Below are 16259 nucleotides of genomic sequence, written 5' to 3' on the forward strand. Positions count from 1 at the left end.
GCCGCCGGCGCCACGCTATTAGCTGAGTTGCAGTACGCGCGCCATGGCAGCCGCGTCATCTTCGGCGGTGCGCATCATCTTTACGTGCAGTTCGAACTGGCGAGACAGCGCCAGGATGGAAGTCATTTCGGATACCGCATTCACATTGCTCGCCTCGAGAAAACCCGAGACGACCCGTACGTTCGCGTCAGGCTCGATAGGCTGGCCATCCTTCAGCCGAATCAGGCCATCAGTGCCCTTTTCCAGCTGCTGCGGATCAGGGTTGACCAGCTTGATGCGATCCACGGTGACCACAACGTTCGGGTCCTCGCCCAGCGCGCGAATACTGATGGTGCCGTCATTGCCGACGTCCACCTTCTCTTCCGGCGGAATCGCGATCGGCCCGCCATTGCCCAGCACCGGCATACCGTCTGCGGTACGCAACATGCCAAGCACGTCAATATTCAGGCTGCCGGTGCGGACGTAGGCCTCACTGCCATCTGGCGCCTGCACCGCAATCCAGCCCTCGCCTTCGACGGCGACATCAAGATCACGGCCGGTTTCCTGCAAGGTGCCCGGCGTGAAGTCGGTGCCCGGACGCTCGGACATCGCATACACCCGCGCAGGATGACTGTCGCCAAAGACCTGCATCGAACGGGCTTGCTCGAAATCCCGGCGAAAGCCGGTGGTGGAAATATTCGCCAGATTGTTGGCATGGGCCTGCTGGGCCCGCGCATTCTGGCTGGCACCGGTCATGGCCACGTAGAGCATCTTGTCCATCGACATCTCCGAGACGCGAGTTTGACACTTGCGATTCTGTTGCAGATGAAAAATGCAAGGCGCGTGCCATCACCGAAAGAGCCACTTAAGAAGCTGATTTATATAGGTTTTACAGAAACAAAGAAGGCCCTTACGGGCCTTCTTCGAAAGGAGCGGCGGAATAATGCCGTCAGCGGCAACCGTTCTTTGCCGCGGGCTATCACCGCAGATTGATGATGGTCTGCGTGATAGCGCTTTCGGTTTCGATGGTCTTGGCGTTCGCCTGATAGTTGCGCTGGGCGACGATCAGATTGACCAGTTGGTCTGACAGTTCGACGTTGGAGTCCTCCAGCGCACCGGCCTGCAGTGCACCGAGCGTACCGGAGCCAGGCGTACCGACCACGGGCTCACCTGACTCGAACGATTGCACCCACTGCGACTTGCCCACCGGGGTAAGGCCTTGGACATTGGCGAAGTTCGCCAGGATGATTTGCCCCTGCACCTTGGACTGCCCATTGGTGTAACGGGCGAAGATCACACCGCTGTCGTCGATTTCCAGCCCTGCCAGCTCGCCGGTGGTGTAACCATCCTGAGCGACACTGTTCACCGCGAAGGCACTGGCGAACTGCGATGACTTGGAAAAGTCGAGAACGATGCCGTCCGGGTTGGCCAGCGCGCCGTTGGGCGACCATGTAGCGGGAGTACCGCCGTCGGATATGGCAGGAATCCAGCCGTCCGGATTGGTCGCGCTAGGACTATTCAAGGTAACTTTGAGATCAGCCCCAACGGTAAAAGGGCCAGCCTCCGGATTCCCAATGCTGGTTAGAGCACCGGAAGAGTTGAAAGTCAGTCCCATCACATAGGGCTCTGGCGGCTCTTGACCAGGAGCAGCCGGATTACGACCATCAATCAGCACCTTCATATCCCAGGTATTGGCGCTAGTCTTGACGAAGTACTGCGTCATGACGTGCGCGTTACCCTGCGAGTCGTAAATGTTCAGCGACGTCGAACTGTTATATGTGGTCGGATCGGCCGGATTGAATGTCGCGTCTGCTGTGCTGAGCGCAAGAAGCTTTACAGCCTCAGTCCCCGAAGCGGCCTTGGCAACCTCTACAGCCGCAACTTCCGCAGCAGCTATAGCCTCGACGACCTTTGGACCAAGCTCTTCATCAGGAATCGCGATACTTCCAACGCTGGATAACATCACGTCGTCGTAAGCTGTCCGATCAGCGGCGGGAACATTTATCAAAGCGTCCTTGTAAGCGCTTGCTCGCTCAGCGGCGGTCGGTGCTGACGGAATAACTGCGTTTGTAGTCAACCAGCTGTTCATCGCAGTCACCAACTTCGAATCAGTCGTGAAGTTGTCGCGATAAGCCTTGTCGATCACACTATCGTACGATGCCTGCCATGTTACGGGCGCTTTCTGTGTCGAGTTCAGGTTGAACGCCGTATCGATCTGACTGGTAGCCTTCGGCGCCTGATTGGTCGTCTGCACCTGCAAGTCACCCACGACGCCGTTCTGCAGATTGCCGTTGTCATCTACCGGGAAGCCTTGCAGCTTGTAGCCGAAGTTATCGACCAGGAAGCCCTCACGGTCGGTACCGAAATAACCCGCGCGCGTATAGCTGACTGCGCCATTGTTGCTGACCTGGAAGAACCCGTTGCCATTGATCGCCAGATCCAGCGCATTCTGCGTGTAGTTGATGTTGCCCTGATTGAACTGCTGAGAAATGTTCGACATCAGCACACCGCTGCCCTGCGGGTTTTTCCCGGTGCCGAGCACGGAGGCCGCATACACATCGGAGAACTCCGCACGCGATTGTTTGAAGCCCACGGTGCCGGCGTTGGCAATGTTGTTGCCGGTGACATTGAGATCTTTACTCGCCGCACGCAGGCCGCTAAGACCGATATTGAAGGACATTGAATCGCTCCTTTGCCGAAGTGCCGGCGGTTATTGTCCGATGACCTGGACTTGAGAAAGCCCGATGCTGCCAACACCGGCAAGGTTGAGCATCAGCTCCCCGCCGTTCTGCCCGAGGGTTACGCTGTCGACGTTAGCCGGCAGCAAGGTATACAACCCCTTGGTTTCGCCCTGATACGTAGCCTGCGCCTCGAATCGATAGGTGCCGGGCGGCAAGACCTTGCCGCTGGAATCCTTGCCATCCCACATGAAGGAGATGTTCCCGGCCTCTTGCGCACCCATGTTCACGCGACCAACCGCAGCGCCGGTACTGTCGTAGATGTTCACGAACACATTGCTGCTCGACGTCGGCAGCACCAGGCTGGCCTTGAAGGTTTCACTGGTATCGACCACGGCCTTGTCGGCCGGCACGATCACCTTGCGCCCGACCAGGGACGAGGCCTGGAGCGCCTGCGAAGACTGATAGCCGGAAAGGATGGTTTCCATACTGGAATTCAGTTTCTCGACACCCTCGACGGTGCTGAACTGCGCCAGCTGACCGATGAACTCGCCGTTTTCCTGGGGTTCCAGTGGATTCTGGTTGTTCATCTGGGCAACCAGCAGTTCAAGGAACTCGTTCTTGCCAAGGTCGTTCCCCTTGACCTCGCGATCCTCTCCGAACTGGTACTGCTCGAGTATCGAACTGGTACCGCCAACGCCGCTTGTAGTGCTCATGAATGCGCTCTCGTAACGATCACTGACCCAGCGTCAGCACTTTCTGCAACATGGTCTTGGCCGTATTCATCAGTTCGGCGTTGGTCTGAAACGCACGACTGGCTGAAATCATGTCGGCCATCTCTTCCACCACATTGACGTTCGGGTAATACACGTAGCCTGCATCATCAGCGGCCGGATGATTGGGTTCGTAGCGCGCCTGCAGCTCGCCCTGATCCTCGACCACACCCAACACCTGAACACCTACGCCCGCCTGATCCTGCTCCGCGAATAGCGACTGGTCGGGCTGGCCGCCGGCCTGCTGAAACACGGTCGCAAACACGGGATGCCGAGCGCGGTAAGTCTGATCGACGCTGGATGAAACGGTTTCGGCGTTCGCGATGTTGCTGGATATAGCGTTCAGACGGGTGCTCTGGGCACTCATGCCACTACCGGCAATGTTGAAGACGCTGCTTAGAGACATGGGAAACTCCTTTACTCGCCGCGCAGGGCACTGATCAGCCCTTTGAACTTGCTATTGAGCAGGGTGAAGCTCGCCTGAAAGTCAACGGCGTTCTTCGCGTAGTTGGATTGCTCGATCTGCAGATCGACAGTGTTCTGATCAAGCGAGGGATGCGCGGGAGTGCGGAAGCGCAAGGAGGCATCGGCAATCTCCAACCCCTCGGCGGCAATATGCTTGTCACTGGTCCGCGTTACCCCGAACCCACCCTGGCTGCGAGCGGACTGCTCGGCAAGCACGCTGCTGAAGTCCAGATCGCGAGCCTTATAGTTAGGCGTGTCGGCGTTGGCGATATTGTTCGCCAGCACTTCGGCGCGCTGCGAGCGAAAACCGAGTGCCTTCTCGTGTAAACCCAGTGCCTTATCGAAACTGATGCTCATGATCTGGCCCTCTGCCGGATACAAGTCTGCTTACGCAAACACCAGCAAAGCTCATGCCACTGAACGCAAACCATTGATTTTATAAGGCTAACCAGAGAACTCTTGGTTAGAGGGCGTCAAAAGCGGCAAGGCTTTACCGCTTTTTTGCCGCACCCGCCATGTTGCATGACGGTTTTCTGCCGCCGGCGTCATGCCGGCTATTTCGCCTTGTAGATGATTCCCGGACTGCACTGGACCATCTGATACAGCTCAGGCAGGCCATTGAGCGCTTCGGAGGCGCCAAGAAACAGATAGCCGCCTGGGCGCAACGTCGCATGAATGCGCTTGAGAATGTCCTTCTTCACATCGGCGGAAAAGTAGATCAGTACGTTACGGCAGAACACGATGTCGAACTTGCCCAGCGCGGCATAGCTGTCGAGCAAATTCTGCACCCTGAACTCGACCCGCGAACGGATCGCGGGCTTGACCGCCCACCGCCCTGGTGCCTTGACATCGAAGTAGCGCTGCAGGCGGTCACTGGACAGGCCGCGAGCAATTGCCAGACTGTCGTATTCTGCCGCCTTGCACGCCGCAAGCATCGCGCCGGACAGCTCGGTAGCCACGATCTGCACCCCGGTTTTCGCCTGACTGGGATTGCTGCGCTCGTACTCATCGATGGACATCGACAGAGAGTACGGTTCCTGCCCGGACGAGCATGCCGCCGACCAGATCCGCAGACGCTGCCCCGCACCAGTCTTGAGCATCTCTGGCAGTACACGACTCTTGAGCACTTCGAAAGGGTAGGTGTCACGAAACCAGAGCGTTTCGTTGGTCGTCATAGCATCGACGACCAATTCCCGAAGCCCGCTACGTGGCTGTGCCTGAATCTTCCGGACCAGATCGCCCAGCGTCTTGATGCCCTGTTGTTCCATCAGCTTGTTCAGCCGACTGGACACCAGATACTGCTTGTTACTGCCCAGCAGAATGCCGCACGTCTTTTCAAGAAACACCCGGAACTGCTCAAAATCCAGATCGACTGACACCAATCAAAGCCTCACCATCATGAGAGAGGAACTAGCCTCAGTTTGCATCCGCCTGCCTGATCCGCTCAGCCACTCGGGCAGCGAGATCATCAGGCTGGAACTTGGCGAGGAAGTCATCCGCCCCCGCCCGTTTCACCATGTTCTGGTTGAACACGCCGGAAAGGGAAGTATGCAGGAGTATATGCATACCTTGCATGCGCGGATCGTGCCGCACCTCGGTAGTCAGGGTATAGCCATCCATTTCCGGCATTTCAATATCGGAAATCATCATCAGAAATTCTTCAGCCGGTTTCTTGCCCTCGTCAGCCATTCGCTTCAGATAATTGAGAGCCTCCCGTCCATCATTCAGCTTGACGACCTCGATACCGATATTTTCCAGGCAACGAGCAATCTGCTTACGCGCCACAGACGAGTCGTCGACGATGAGCACGCGACACGAAAGCGCCCTGGCACGGGTATCGTCATCGACCACATCGGCTGACACCTCTTCGGAGGTCGGTGCAACTTCTGCCAGCACCTTTTCCACATCGATGATCTCCACCAGCTTGTTGTCGATGTGAGTTACGGCCGTCAGGTAATGATCGCGCCCTGCACCCTTTGGCGGAGGCAGGATCGCTTCCCAGTTCAGATTGACGATCCTTTCAACCGAGCTCACCAGGAAACCCAGCGTTCTGTTGTTGTACTCGGTGATGACAGCGAAAGAATTCTGCAAATCCATCAGCGCCGACTTGCCCGTGGCGAGCGACAGATCGAGGATAGGCAGGGTGCTGCCGCGAATGCTTGCAACGCCCCGTACCACCCGGCCGCATTTGGGCATCACGGTCAGGCGCGGGCACTGCAACACTTCGCGCACCTTGAACACGTTGATGCCATATAGCTGCTCGCCTTCGAGACGAAAAAGCAGCAGCTCCAAACGGTTTTGCCCCACCAACTGGGTACGCTGGTTAACCGAATCCAATACACCGGCCATGCCAGTCTTCCTCTCTGCTTGCAGATTATTGGGGCCGAGGACGCGGCACGCCCCTTGCTTTGGTTGGGATATGAACGTCCAAATGACCATTTTCCGGCGCGGCCGGCTACCGTACAGAAATGTGCTGCTATCAATGCTGTGCGTGTTTTCTCAGTTCACCCACGCGTCAACCTTGTCACATCCTCAGCAGCTTATCGACGTGACCGAGCAGTTTCTTGAGCAGACAGTAAGCGAGTATTTAAGCCGCAGCGCTATCGATGCACGCTACGAGGTCGAAGTAGCCAGGCTGGACCCTCGTTTGCGCTTGAATCAATGCGATCAAACTCTCACGACCAACCTTGGCAGCACCGCTATCCCTGTAGGACGTGTGAGCGTACGGGTAAGTTGCGAAGGCAGCAGCCCATGGTCGGTATTCATCCCTAGCCACGTCCGCCTTTATCGTCAGGTCCTTGTCGCCAGCAAATCACTTCTGCGCGGCACAGTATTGACCGATGCCGACGTGAGGCTAGCCGAACGGGACGTGTCCATCCTTACTCAGGGATACCTGACAAGACACGACGAGGCGCTGGGTAACAAGCTGACACGGCCGGCTCAGCCAGATCAGGTCATCACGCCTAATCAGCTGGAAATGGCGAAGGTAGTACGCAAAGGTGATCAGGTGGTCATCACGGCCAGGTCGGGCTCGATAAGCGTACGCATGCCCGGCGAGGCGATGGCCGATGGCGTTACGGGCAAACAGATCCCGGTCAAGAACCAACGTTCCGGTCGCACTATCAAGGCCCGAGTGACTGGCCCAGGGCAGGTTGAAGTGGCAATGTAGCATGTCCGCATGCCGCAGTTTTCCAGTGTGTTCGCTGGAAAAAAAGGCTAAAGTTTCCTCCATTGTTGCCGAACACATGGCAAGCGTCCTGATTCCTTCGAGGTTTGCATCATGGTCATCGACTTCAATCGACCCAACAGTCCACTGAACGCCCCTAACGGGCGCAGCGGCGTACAAGGCAACGAGCGTACTGCCGGCACCCAGCAAGGGCCTGCTAGCGAAGCGCCTAAAACCGACAGCGTCAACTCCAACACTAGCGACACCGTTCAACTGAGCCCTGAAGCCCAGCGCCTGCAGCACGCGGCTGACAAATTGAACGAGCAGCCCGCAGTGGATCAGGAGCGCGTTGAGAAGCTGAAACAGGCGATCGCTGATGGCTCCTACCAGGTTGATAGCCAACGCGTCGCATCCAAGCTGCTCGCGTTCGAGACCCAGCGCTGAACCTGAGCCGACACATACACGCGAGCAAGCCCAGAGCACGAAATGCAAGAAACAGCCCTGCTTGAGCAGCTAACCGATGATATCGGCATCGCACGCCAGCTCCTTGAACTCATCGATCAAGAGTTCACCGCACTGGGTGAACGCAATCTGGCGGAGCTAGAGGCGATATTAGCGAAGAAGCAGCCGTTACTGGCACTGCTTGGACAGCATGGCACTCAGCGTAGCCAGTGGCTTGCGGGATTGCAGCTGACGCCTGATCGCGCCGGACTTGAAGCGGCCGCAAATAGATCGAAGGACGGTGCGCTCACCCTTGAGCGAGCGCTATCGCTGGAGACAGAGCTTGAGCGCTGCCGTAGCGCCAATGAAAGAAATGGCCGTCTCATCCGAGCCAATCAAAGCGCCCTCGGCGGAATGCTGCACATTCTCCAAGGCAAGGACGATACACCCGGCCTGTATGACAATCGTGGCGGTTCCGCCAAGAACAAGCCGCAACGGCCTCTGAGCCAAGCCTGAACGATAGACCGCCACAAGGACGCAACGCGATGGTGACAACAATGCGCCGGAGAGCATCGGCCCGTGTCTAGCTTATTCCTCGGCGATGAAGGCCCGCAGCCTCCCAAGGCACTGACGGCGCCACTCGAGATTTACGCCAATCTGCGTCCCCTTCTGGACAACAACACCCCCCTCACGCTTCGCTTCCATGAGCGCAACCAGCGCTACCAGAGTTTTCTGGTTGAAATGAACCGTGAAACCGGCTGGATAGCGCTCGACGAATTGATCCCCAATGACGGCGAGAGACTGCTATTGCAAGGCGAGCCGATTCATATAGAAGGATTCTACGAAGGCGCACGACTCTCCTGGACGAGCGACCAACAGGTTCATACCGGCGAGATTGATGGCGCTCGCTGCTATTGGATCCCAACCCCGACAACGCTCACTTACCATCAGCGCCGCAATGCTTATCGCGCACAGCTGAAAGAGATCACCGTCGCTGCGCAACTCGGCGGCTCAACAATAAGAAAAGCCTTGGAAGGCAGGCTGCTCGATATATCGGCTACTGGCTGCAAGCTGAGCGTAAAGGGCGACCAACAGGCCATCCTTCAAACGGGACAAGTCTACGAGATGATCGCGAAGCTGCCCATTGGCGCGATCCAGACGGAAGTCGAGCTTCGTCACGTGGCCATTGATGAAAAGTCTGGAACTTCGATCTGCGGGCTGCGCTTTCATCGCCTCAGCGGACTGACGCAACGGCAGATTGAAAAGCTCGTGTACCAGCTTCAACGCGACGCACGCCGCGACAATTCCGCCTCACCGTTCGGCTAACGCGCCGCGCAGCGCGCCTTGCCAGACCACCGCTCAGCTCAAGGCTTGTCGCGGAAAAGCGGCACAGCCGAGTCACAAGCCTTGCTATCTGCACGTGATCGCTGTGCGACATCTTATGGCGTCCCAGGCGAGGTTCGAACTCACAACCTTCCCCTTAGGAGGGGGATGCTCTATCCAATTGAGCTACTGGGACATCACGCGGCGGGCATGGTAACGAGCCAAGCATGATTTGTCATGCGCATCGTAAACCTGATGCCATGCAGCCTCCTACAGCCGAATACGCCTCTCACACATAGCAATGCAAATTGCATGACCGCTATCAGCCGTCCGTGCAAAGCGCAAGCAACACTCGCCCCAACATAACGCCAACTTATTGATTTATAACAGTTTTTATCCAGATAAACTTTGGCACAGCTACTGCAATAGCTAGGCAAAGTTAACGTGACGCGAAGGATAACGCTCATGATCAAGTCGGCTTTTCTTCTTACTACAGGCCTTACATTTGCCGCCCTGACAGCCTCGCAGCTGCCATCCACCGAACCGCAGCAACAGCGATACGAGCCCTCTTCCCAGTTCTCAATTCAGCGCACGAGTAATTCGGAACGCGCACAGATCACCACCCTCAACTCAGGCGAGGCGAGCGTGCTCACTCAACCGCAACGCTGGGTATTCTAAGGATTTAGTTGAGCGCGGATGGTTCCGCAAAAGGAGTTACTCATGTCCAGATTTGCATTGACTTGCTTGCTTCTTACCGCAGCGTGCGGCTACGGTGCCTTCCTGGCCCCCCAAAGCCTGGCGACCTTGGATACCTTGTGCAAGGCAGGACTTGGCATATTCGGAAGCTTATCCCTGATCGCACTCATGATCGGACGCAGGATCAAGTTCGATCCAGTGCTGCGCTAAGACCCCACAGTCGGACGATAATTAGACTGGTTCACAGTAAAGGCATTTTGATAGCACGAGCACTTTACTAATCAGAATATCGACGTACAATTGGCGTCATGAAGCCGTCTCCTAATTTTTAACCTGGCTGACGGAACAGCGAGTACTGGTGGTTGTCAGACCGGTGACTACCCCGGCAATACGCCAGCACGCCCACCTGACTAACCGGTTAATTATGCGCCCTATGAAACAGGCAGTTTATTCCAGCCGTACGGCTGACAAATTCGTTGTTCGGCTTCCCGACGGCATGCGTGAACGCATCGCCGAGGTAGCGCGGAATCATCACCGCAGCATGAACTCAGAAATCATCGCCAGATTGGAGCAGAGCCTGTTGCAGGAAGGCGCACTGGATGAAGATCTGAGCATGCGTCTCGACAGCCCAGAGCTGTCTCTTCACGAGCGAGAGCTTCTGCAGCGCTTTCGCCAGCTCGCTCACCGCCAGCAGAACGCGCTCATTGCATTGATCGCTCAGGACACCGAGCTCGCCAAAGAAGATTGACCTCGGACCAGCCACCAGCTGGAGACAGGTGACTGGCTCCAGCTAACGCTGTCTCTGATTACCCCCTGCTTCCGGCTGCCACTCTCAGGCGGCCAACAAGTCAGCCAGCCGCATCAGTTCACCCCTTCATCATCGTCTTAGCCAATCAAGACAGGCACGAATGCGCTTCGGACACACGGGTTGCGCCGAATCCATGGTCGACCCAAGATCCGCGCTCGATAAGAAGTTAGAACTTGGATGCAGCAAGGCGCCCCCGCTGCAGAGGCGCCTATACAACTAGCCTACAAAGTTGAGCAGCACCCCGGCCGCAACCGCAGAGCCGATGACACCTGCCACGTTGGGCCCCATGGCATGCATCAGCAGGAAGTTCTGAGGATTGGCCTCTAGCCCCACCTTGTTCGATACACGTGCAGCCATCGGCACAGCAGAGACTCCTGCGGAACCGATCAACGGATTGATCTTGTTCTCACTGAAACGGTTCATCACTTTGGCCATGAAAATACCCGCTGCGGTACCACCGCAAAAGGCAACCATACCCAGCACGAGAATCCCCAAGGTTTTCATCTGCAGGAAGGCCTCGGCCGATAGCTTCGAACCGACTGTCAGACCAAGAGCAATGGTGACGATGTTGATCAGGGCATTTCGTGAAGTATCCGCCAGGCGATCCACCACACCACATTCGCGCAGCAGATTACCGAAGGCGAACATACCCACCAGCGGTGCGGCATCCGGCAGTAGCAAGCCGACCAGCAAGCAGAGCACCAGCGGGAATACTATCTTCTCGACCTGCCCGACATGACGCAGTTGCATCATGACGATTGCACGCTCCTCTTTTGTGGTCATCGCACGCATGATCGGCGGCTGAATCAGCGGCACGAGGGCCATGTAGGAATACGCGGCAACCGCAATCGGACCGAGCAACTCTGGGGCAAGCTTGGATGTCACGAAGATCGACGTTGGACCGTCTGCCCCCCCAATGATAGCGATCGACGCTGCCTCGCGCAGCGTGAACTCCATACCAGGAATCCCGGCAGCGGTCAGAGCAAGAGCGCCTAGCAGGGTCGCAAAGATTCCGAACTGCGCCGCTGCACCAAGCAGCAGGGTCTTTGGGTTGGCAAGCATGGGGCCAAAGTCGGTCATCGCGCCAACGCCCATGAAGATCAACAGCGGAAAGACGCTGGTCGGTAACCCTACTTCATAAAACAGATGCAGAATTCCGGCACCCTCGCCCATGTTGGCAACCGGGATGTTTGCCAGGATGCCACCGAACCCTATAGGGATCAGCAACAAAGGTTCGAATCCCTTCCGAATCGCCAGATAGATCAGCCCCAGACAGACGAAGATCATCAGCGCCTGCCCTGGCTCCAGATGGTACAGGCCGGTTCCGTGCCACAGCTTGAGCAACTTTTCCATGGGACTCCCCTTAGCCGATGCTCAGCAGACTGTCACCGACCGAAACCGCGTCGCCCACCTTAACGCTGACGGAGGCGACGGTGCCGGCCTTGAACGCACGGATCTCGGTTTCCATTTTCATGGCTTCGAGAATCATCACCAGATCGCCCTCTTGGACCACCTGTCCGGGCTGCACCAGCACTTTGAATATGTTGCCCGCCAGCGGCGCCGCCTGGGTTTCACCAGTGGCAGGCACGGCGGCAGAACCAGCAACCGCGCTGGTAGCGCCGCCACCAGCGCCGAGAGGCTTGATGCCCTCGATATCGCCGCCATCGCTCACTTGTACGACGAAAGATTTGCCGTTGACTTCAACGGTGTAGACCTCCGGCTTGCCCGCCTCTCGCGGTGGTAGATCGCCCCCGGTTGGCGCCGGCTCGAACGCGGATGGGTTTCCACGGTTCTCCAAAAACTTCAATCCGATCTGGGGGAATAGTGCATAGGTCAACACATCATCGATCGAATCCGTAGCGAGCTTGATGCCTTTCTCTTTTGCGATCCCTTTCAGTTCGGCAGTAAGTCGATCCATTTCCGGCTGCAGCAGGTCTGCGGGACGACAGGTGATCACCTCGGCCCCCTCCAGCACGCGAGCCTGCAGCTCGGAATTGAAAGGCGCAGGGGCCGCACCGTATTCACCTTTGAGCACGCCTGCCGTCTCTTTGGTGATCGACTTGTAGCGCTCTCCCATCAGCACATTGATCACCGCCTGGGTACCGACGATTTGCGACGTGGGCGTCACCAGCGGGATGAAGCCGAGGTCTTCACGAACGCGAGGGATTTCAGCAAGCACGTCGTCGAACTTGTCCAGAGCACCCTGCTCCTTCAGCTGACCTTCCATATTGGTCAACATGCCGCCGGGCACCTGAGCCACGAGGATTCGCGAGTCGACACCGCGCAGGGTGCCCTCGAATTTCGCGTACTTCTTGCGAACCTCGCGGAAGTACGCCGCGATTTCCTCGAGCAGCTCCAGGTTCAAGCCGGTATCGCGCTCCGTGCCCTGGAAAATAGCCACCACCGATTCCGTCGGAGAATGTCCGTAGGTCATCGATAGCGACGAAATGGCTGTATCGACATTGTCGATACCCGCTTCTACTGCCTTGAGGATGGCGGCCGTCGACAGGCCGGCTGTAGCGTGGCACTGCATATGGATCGGAATCGCAAGGCTGGACTTCAAGCGCGACACCAGCTCGAACGCCATGTACGGCGTAAGGATGCCTGCCATATCCTTGATCGCCACCGAGTCGGCGCCCATATCCTCGATCTGCTTTGCCAGATCGACCCACATCTCCAGCGTATGCACCGGACTGGTGGTGTAGGAAATGGTGCCTTGTGCATGCTTACCCTGTTGTTTGACGGCACGCAGGGCAGTTTCGAGATTGCGCGGATCGTTCATAGCGTCGAATACGCGAAAGACATCGACGCCATTTACAGCGGCGCGCTCGACGAATTTTTCCACGACATCATCGGCGTAGTGCCGATAGCCCAGCAGGTTCTGGCCTCGCAGCAGCATCTGCTGGCGCGTGTTGGGCATGGCCTTCTTGAGTTCGCGAATGCGCTCCCAAGGGTCTTCTCCCAAGTAGCGGATACAGGCATCGAAGGTCGCGCCGCCCCAACTTTCCACCGACCAGAAGCCAACCTGATCGAGCTTGGCAGCGATCGGCAACATGTCTTCCAAGCGAACACGGGTAGCTAGAATGGATTGGTGCGCATCACGCAGCACCACATCGGTTATGCCGAGCGGCTGTTTAGCAATGGTCATGGAAGGAACTCCCTTTCCAGAGTCAACCGCGTCGCGCGCGGTGTTGATGAATCGCGGCCTGGATGGCTGCAAGAATATCCGCATCTGTTTCAGCGCTCGCAACCTGAGCGGCCGCTACTCGAGGCGCCGGCTCAGTGACGAAGCGGCCGGCGAGGTAGGACATCAAGCGAATGCAGAGGATCAACAGAACGAGAAAGGCGAAGACGAAACCGATGCCGAACAGCATGAGTTCGACGCCTTCGAGCAGGAGTTGGCTGGGGGTCATCGGGAGTTCCCTTGTCAGCAGCTCAAGCTGCTTGTTATTCGCTGCGTGGGTTCGGCACGTTTCGCGACACACGAAACGGCCGAACCTTAGCCCGAAACAGCGAAATAAGGCAAACCCCAATAAAGCGCGAAAAGTACCGCTACAGCAGAAAAATGGTCGCCAATCCAAGGAAAATGAAGAACCCGCCGCTGTCTGTCATGGCAGTGATCATGACGCTTGCCCCCATTGCCGGATCGCGCCCTAGGCGCGCCAGCGTCATAGGAATCAGCACGCCCATAAGCGCAGCGAGCAGCAGGTTCAGTGTCATAGCCGCCGTCATGACTACCCCCAGAGACCAGCTGCCATACAGCCACCAGGCCACCGCACCGATCACACCACCCCAGACCAGCCCGTTGACCAGGCCAACCCCGACCTCCTTGCGCAACAGTCGGGTCGTATTACCGGTACCCACCTGATCCAACGCCATTGCGCGCACGATCATGGTGATTGTCTGATTACCCGAATTTCCGCCAATGCCTGCGACAATTGGCATCAGGGCCGCGAGGGCAACCAGCTTCTCGATCGAGCCATCGAACAGGCCGATTACCCGGGAGGCGATAAATGCAGTGACCAGGTTGACCGCGAGCCAGGCCCAACGGTTACGGACGGATTTCCAAACGGAGGCGAAGATGTCTTCCTCCTCGCGCAGACCGGCCATGTTGAGAACTTCGCTTTCACTCTCCTCACGGATCAGGTCAACCATCTCATCGATGGTCAGACGCCCGATCAGCTTGCCACCCTTGTCGACGACCGGCGTCGATACCAAGTCATAACGTTCGAAGGCCTGCGCCGCGTCATAGGCGTCTTCATCCGGGTGAAAGGTAACAGGGTCGCTGGCCATCACCTCCGCGACCTGCTTGTCCGGATCGTTAACCAGTAAACGCTTGATCGGGAGCACGCCCTTGAGCACGCCGTCGTAGTCGACCACGAACAGCTTGTCGGTGTGGCCCGGCAACTCCTTGAGGCGGCGCAGATAACGCAACACCACTTCGAGACTGACATCCTCACGGATGGTCACCATCTCGAAGTCCATCAGTGCCCCGACCTGATCCTCTTCGTAGGACAGCGCTGATCGCACGCGCTCGCGCTGTTGCGCATCGAGGCTTTCCATCAACTCATGAACGACGTCGCGCGGCAACTCCGGCGCCAGGTCTGCCAGCTCGTCGGCGTCCATTTCCTTCGCCGCGGCAAGCAGTTCGTGATCGTCCATATCGGCGATCAGCGTTTCCCGAACTGCGTCGGACACCTCGAGCAGGATATCGCCATCTCGCTCGGCCTTGACCAGTTGCCAGACGGTCAGTCGCTCTTCGAGCGGTAGCGCTTCGAGAATATGAGCGACGTCAGCAGGATGCAATTCGTCGAGCTTGCGTTGCAGCTCGGCGAGAATCTGACTCTCGTCGTAGATCTCACCCTGCTCGCCGTCCTGCCGGTACTCCCCGTCCTCACCGAGGCGACGGCGCTGCAGCAGATCGACCACCTGCGCCAGGCGATCCTGCAGGGTCTCTTGGGGCTTTTTTGCTTCTACTTCTGTCATGGCGCACTCCACCCTGGCCGGGAGCACGCCAGGGAAAATCAATCAATCAGTACGTGATTGGCAAATTGGAAACGTGAACGACTACTGGGTAAGTCCATAAAGAAAGGTTGTTCCACAAACCCTGAGGGGCAGATGCGGGCATCATAACATCGCAATCAGCGGCCCGACGCGCTCAAACACGGCCATCACAAGGGCTGCGTCAAAGATGCAGAAAAGCTTGCGACGGAGAAGCCGACATTCTGTCGACGCCTTCACGCTGCGAAGAGACACGAATGTACGAGCAGCTTTTATTGAGTAGCCTGAATGGACAGTTGTTCAGTCATGGAGGACGAGAATGAGAGCACTGTCCATAGGTGTGAGCCTGCTATTGCTATCCACCCCCGCATTTTCAGCAAGCGTATTTCGCTGCGTCGACCAATCCGGGCATGTCACCTTCAGCCAGCAAGGCTGCCCGGAAAACCAAAGACAGCAACGGCAGCGCGCAACCAATCCAACACCCAGTTCAGGGAAAGCCGTGCCAATGGCGACCCTCAAGACCAGGAAAAGCCCCGCCGGCAGTGAAGGCGAAAGCCTGGCGATAGTCGCCGAACGAGATGACGGTTGCGGCAACAGAGTAACCAGCAGCGAACGGCGCAGCGCAATCATCAACAAACAGATCCGCACCGGCATGACTCGCAGTGACGTCGAAAGCGCATTCGGGCGACCGGAGAGCATCACAAGTAGCAACGGGCGGGAACGCCTGCGCTTTCGCAGCAGCAGCGGCCAGGTACGCACCGTCAGCTTCGACGAGTTCGGCTGCGTTCTTGGTAGACGCTAACGCTCGAAAACGAAAAAGGGCCTGCATCGCTGCAGGCCCTTCTCTTAGCTGGCGCACTCAGGAGGATTCGAACCTCCGACCGCTCGGTTCGTAGCCGAGTACTCTATCCAGCTGAGCTATGAGTGCG

Annotated in this window: 19 protein-coding genes and 2 tRNA genes; 8 read left to right on the forward strand and 13 right to left on the reverse strand. The window is 57.4% G+C overall.

Going from position 1 to position 16259, the window contains the following annotated elements; genetic code table 11:
- Positions 1-18 precede the first annotated feature (18 nt).
- From flgF to F753_RS37125, 7 genes are all read right to left on the reverse strand, one after another.
- Entirely contained in the window at positions 19-759 is a 741-nt protein-coding gene (gene flgF / locus F753_RS37095) for a flagellar basal-body rod protein FlgF (protein WP_014819774.1), read from the reverse strand.
- A 199-nt stretch (positions 760-958) separates the two neighbouring features.
- Complete coding sequence (locus tag F753_RS37100) at positions 959-2659, reverse strand: flagellar hook protein FlgE (RefSeq protein WP_023445472.1); 1701 nt, start codon at positions 2657-2659, stop codon at positions 959-961.
- A 30-nt stretch (positions 2660-2689) separates the two neighbouring features.
- Positions 2690-3373 carry a flagellar hook assembly protein FlgD gene (flgD, locus tag F753_RS37105; RefSeq protein ID WP_023445473.1) on the reverse strand — a complete coding sequence of 228 codons (684 nt, stop codon included), beginning with the start codon at positions 3371-3373 and terminating at the stop codon, positions 2690-2692.
- Between the two features lie 19 nt (positions 3374-3392).
- Complete coding sequence (gene flgC / locus F753_RS37110) at positions 3393-3836, reverse strand: flagellar basal body rod protein FlgC (protein ID WP_023445474.1); 444 nt, start codon at positions 3834-3836, stop codon at positions 3393-3395.
- 11 nt (positions 3837-3847) lie between these two features.
- Positions 3848-4252: a flagellar basal body rod protein FlgB gene (flgB, locus tag F753_RS37115; protein ID WP_014819770.1), complete on the reverse strand. Its 405-nt coding sequence runs from the start codon at positions 4250-4252 to the stop codon at positions 3848-3850.
- Between the two features lie 197 nt (positions 4253-4449).
- Entirely contained in the window at positions 4450-5277 is an 828-nt protein-coding gene (gene cheR, locus F753_RS37120) for a protein-glutamate O-methyltransferase CheR (protein ID WP_014819769.1), read from the reverse strand.
- A 34-nt stretch (positions 5278-5311) separates the two neighbouring features.
- On the reverse strand, positions 5312-6244 hold the full coding sequence (locus F753_RS37125; RefSeq protein ID WP_014819768.1) for a chemotaxis protein CheV: 933 nt from the start codon (positions 6242-6244) through the stop codon (positions 5312-5314).
- Between the two features lie 82 nt (positions 6245-6326).
- Between F753_RS37125 and flgA the strand changes: the two genes are divergently transcribed.
- The 4 genes from flgA to F753_RS37145 all read left to right on the forward strand — a co-directional run bounded on the left by flgA (position 6327) and on the right by F753_RS37145 (position 8828).
- A complete protein-coding gene (gene flgA, locus F753_RS37130) occupies positions 6327-7064 on the forward strand; it encodes a flagellar basal body P-ring formation chaperone FlgA (protein ID WP_023445476.1) in 738 nt (245 codons plus the stop codon).
- A 111-nt stretch (positions 7065-7175) separates the two neighbouring features.
- Entirely contained in the window at positions 7176-7505 is a 330-nt protein-coding gene (flgM, locus tag F753_RS37135; RefSeq protein ID WP_014819766.1) for a flagellar biosynthesis anti-sigma factor FlgM, read from the forward strand.
- Between the two features lie 42 nt (positions 7506-7547).
- On the forward strand, positions 7548-8018 hold the full coding sequence (locus F753_RS37140) for a flagella synthesis protein FlgN (RefSeq protein WP_023445477.1): 471 nt from the start codon (positions 7548-7550) through the stop codon (positions 8016-8018).
- Positions 8019-8081: 63 nt separating this feature from the next.
- On the forward strand, positions 8082-8828 hold the full coding sequence (locus F753_RS37145) for a flagellar brake protein (protein WP_023445478.1): 747 nt from the start codon (positions 8082-8084) through the stop codon (positions 8826-8828).
- Positions 8829-8944: 116 nt separating this feature from the next.
- On the opposite strand, the gene F753_RS37150 is transcribed toward F753_RS37145, so the two are convergent.
- A tRNA-Arg gene (locus F753_RS37150) sits at positions 8945-9021 on the reverse strand.
- A gap of 269 nt (positions 9022-9290) precedes the next feature.
- Here F753_RS37150 and F753_RS37155 point away from each other — a divergent pair.
- From F753_RS37155 to F753_RS37165, 3 genes are all read left to right on the forward strand, one after another.
- Entirely contained in the window at positions 9291-9503 is a 213-nt protein-coding gene (locus F753_RS37155) for a hypothetical protein (RefSeq protein WP_023445479.1), read from the forward strand.
- Between the two features lie 42 nt (positions 9504-9545).
- Positions 9546-9731 (forward strand): PA3371 family protein, encoded by a 186-nt coding sequence (locus F753_RS37160; RefSeq protein WP_014819749.1) that lies wholly within the window; start codon positions 9546-9548, stop codon positions 9729-9731.
- Between the two features lie 214 nt (positions 9732-9945).
- Positions 9946-10269: an Arc family DNA-binding protein gene (locus F753_RS37165; protein WP_003301308.1), complete on the forward strand. Its 324-nt coding sequence runs from the start codon at positions 9946-9948 to the stop codon at positions 10267-10269.
- A gap of 276 nt (positions 10270-10545) precedes the next feature.
- On the opposite strand, the gene F753_RS37170 is transcribed toward F753_RS37165, so the two are convergent.
- From F753_RS37170 to mgtE, 4 genes are all read right to left on the reverse strand, one after another.
- Positions 10546-11682 (reverse strand): sodium ion-translocating decarboxylase subunit beta, encoded by a 1137-nt coding sequence (locus F753_RS37170; protein WP_023445481.1) that lies wholly within the window; start codon positions 11680-11682, stop codon positions 10546-10548.
- 10 nt (positions 11683-11692) lie between these two features.
- On the reverse strand, positions 11693-13477 hold the full coding sequence (gene oadA / locus F753_RS37175) for a sodium-extruding oxaloacetate decarboxylase subunit alpha (RefSeq protein ID WP_023445482.1): 1785 nt from the start codon (positions 13475-13477) through the stop codon (positions 11693-11695).
- 22 nt (positions 13478-13499) lie between these two features.
- Positions 13500-13742 (reverse strand): OadG family protein, encoded by a 243-nt coding sequence (locus F753_RS49110; protein WP_041013465.1) that lies wholly within the window; start codon positions 13740-13742, stop codon positions 13500-13502.
- 139 nt (positions 13743-13881) lie between these two features.
- A complete protein-coding gene (mgtE, locus tag F753_RS37185) occupies positions 13882-15315 on the reverse strand; it encodes a magnesium transporter (protein ID WP_014819745.1) in 1434 nt (477 codons plus the stop codon).
- 334 nt (positions 15316-15649) lie between these two features.
- Here mgtE and F753_RS0124965 point away from each other — a divergent pair, with 334 nt between their 5' ends.
- The gene (locus F753_RS0124965; RefSeq protein ID WP_031297717.1) at positions 15650-16132 is read left to right on the forward strand and encodes a DUF4124 domain-containing protein; all 483 of its coding nucleotides are present in this window, start codon (positions 15650-15652) and stop codon (positions 16130-16132) included.
- A 49-nt stretch (positions 16133-16181) separates the two neighbouring features.
- On the opposite strand, the gene F753_RS37190 is transcribed toward F753_RS0124965, so the two are convergent.
- Positions 16182-16258 (reverse strand) — tRNA-Arg (locus F753_RS37190).
- Between the last annotated feature and the right edge of the window lies 1 nt (position 16259).

Origin of the sequence: Stutzerimonas chloritidismutans AW-1 (genome assembly GCF_000495915.1) — a bacterium.
Classification (GTDB): Bacteria; Pseudomonadota; Gammaproteobacteria; order Pseudomonadales; family Pseudomonadaceae; genus Stutzerimonas; species Stutzerimonas chloritidismutans.

Coding starts and splice junctions, on each gene's coding strand:
- F753_RS37170 (WP_023445481.1), bottom strand. CDS start 11,682: ATGGAAAAGTTGCTCAAGCTGTGGCACGGAACCGGCCTGTACCATCTG.
- flgB (WP_014819770.1), bottom strand. CDS start 4,252: ATGAGCATCAGTTTCGATAAGGCACTGGGTTTACACGAGAAGGCACTC.
- flgM (WP_014819766.1), top strand. CDS start 7,176: ATGGTCATCGACTTCAATCGACCCAACAGTCCACTGAACGCCCCTAAC.
- F753_RS37140 (WP_023445477.1), top strand. CDS start 7,548: ATGCAAGAAACAGCCCTGCTTGAGCAGCTAACCGATGATATCGGCATC.
- F753_RS37160 (WP_014819749.1), top strand. CDS start 9,546: ATGTCCAGATTTGCATTGACTTGCTTGCTTCTTACCGCAGCGTGCGGC.
- flgF (WP_014819774.1), bottom strand. CDS start 759: ATGGACAAGATGCTCTACGTGGCCATGACCGGTGCCAGCCAGAATGCG.
- F753_RS0124965 (WP_031297717.1), top strand. CDS start 15,650: ATGAGAGCACTGTCCATAGGTGTGAGCCTGCTATTGCTATCCACCCCC.
- F753_RS37125 (WP_014819768.1), bottom strand. CDS start 6,244: ATGGCCGGTGTATTGGATTCGGTTAACCAGCGTACCCAGTTGGTGGGG.
- flgC (WP_023445474.1), bottom strand. CDS start 3,836: ATGTCTCTAAGCAGCGTCTTCAACATTGCCGGTAGTGGCATGAGTGCC.
- F753_RS49110 (WP_041013465.1), bottom strand. CDS start 13,742: ATGACCCCCAGCCAACTCCTGCTCGAAGGCGTCGAACTCATGCTGTTC.
- F753_RS37155 (WP_023445479.1), top strand. CDS start 9,291: ATGATCAAGTCGGCTTTTCTTCTTACTACAGGCCTTACATTTGCCGCC.
- F753_RS37100 (WP_023445472.1), bottom strand. CDS start 2,659: ATGTCCTTCAATATCGGTCTTAGCGGCCTGCGTGCGGCGAGTAAAGAT.
- flgA (WP_023445476.1), top strand. CDS start 6,327: ATGACCATTTTCCGGCGCGGCCGGCTACCGTACAGAAATGTGCTGCTA.
- oadA (WP_023445482.1), bottom strand. CDS start 13,477: ATGACCATTGCTAAACAGCCGCTCGGCATAACCGATGTGGTGCTGCGT.
- flgD (WP_023445473.1), bottom strand. CDS start 3,373: ATGAGCACTACAAGCGGCGTTGGCGGTACCAGTTCGATACTCGAGCAG.
- mgtE (WP_014819745.1), bottom strand. CDS start 15,315: ATGACAGAAGTAGAAGCAAAAAAGCCCCAAGAGACCCTGCAGGATCGC.
- F753_RS37165 (WP_003301308.1), top strand. CDS start 9,946: ATGCGCCCTATGAAACAGGCAGTTTATTCCAGCCGTACGGCTGACAAA.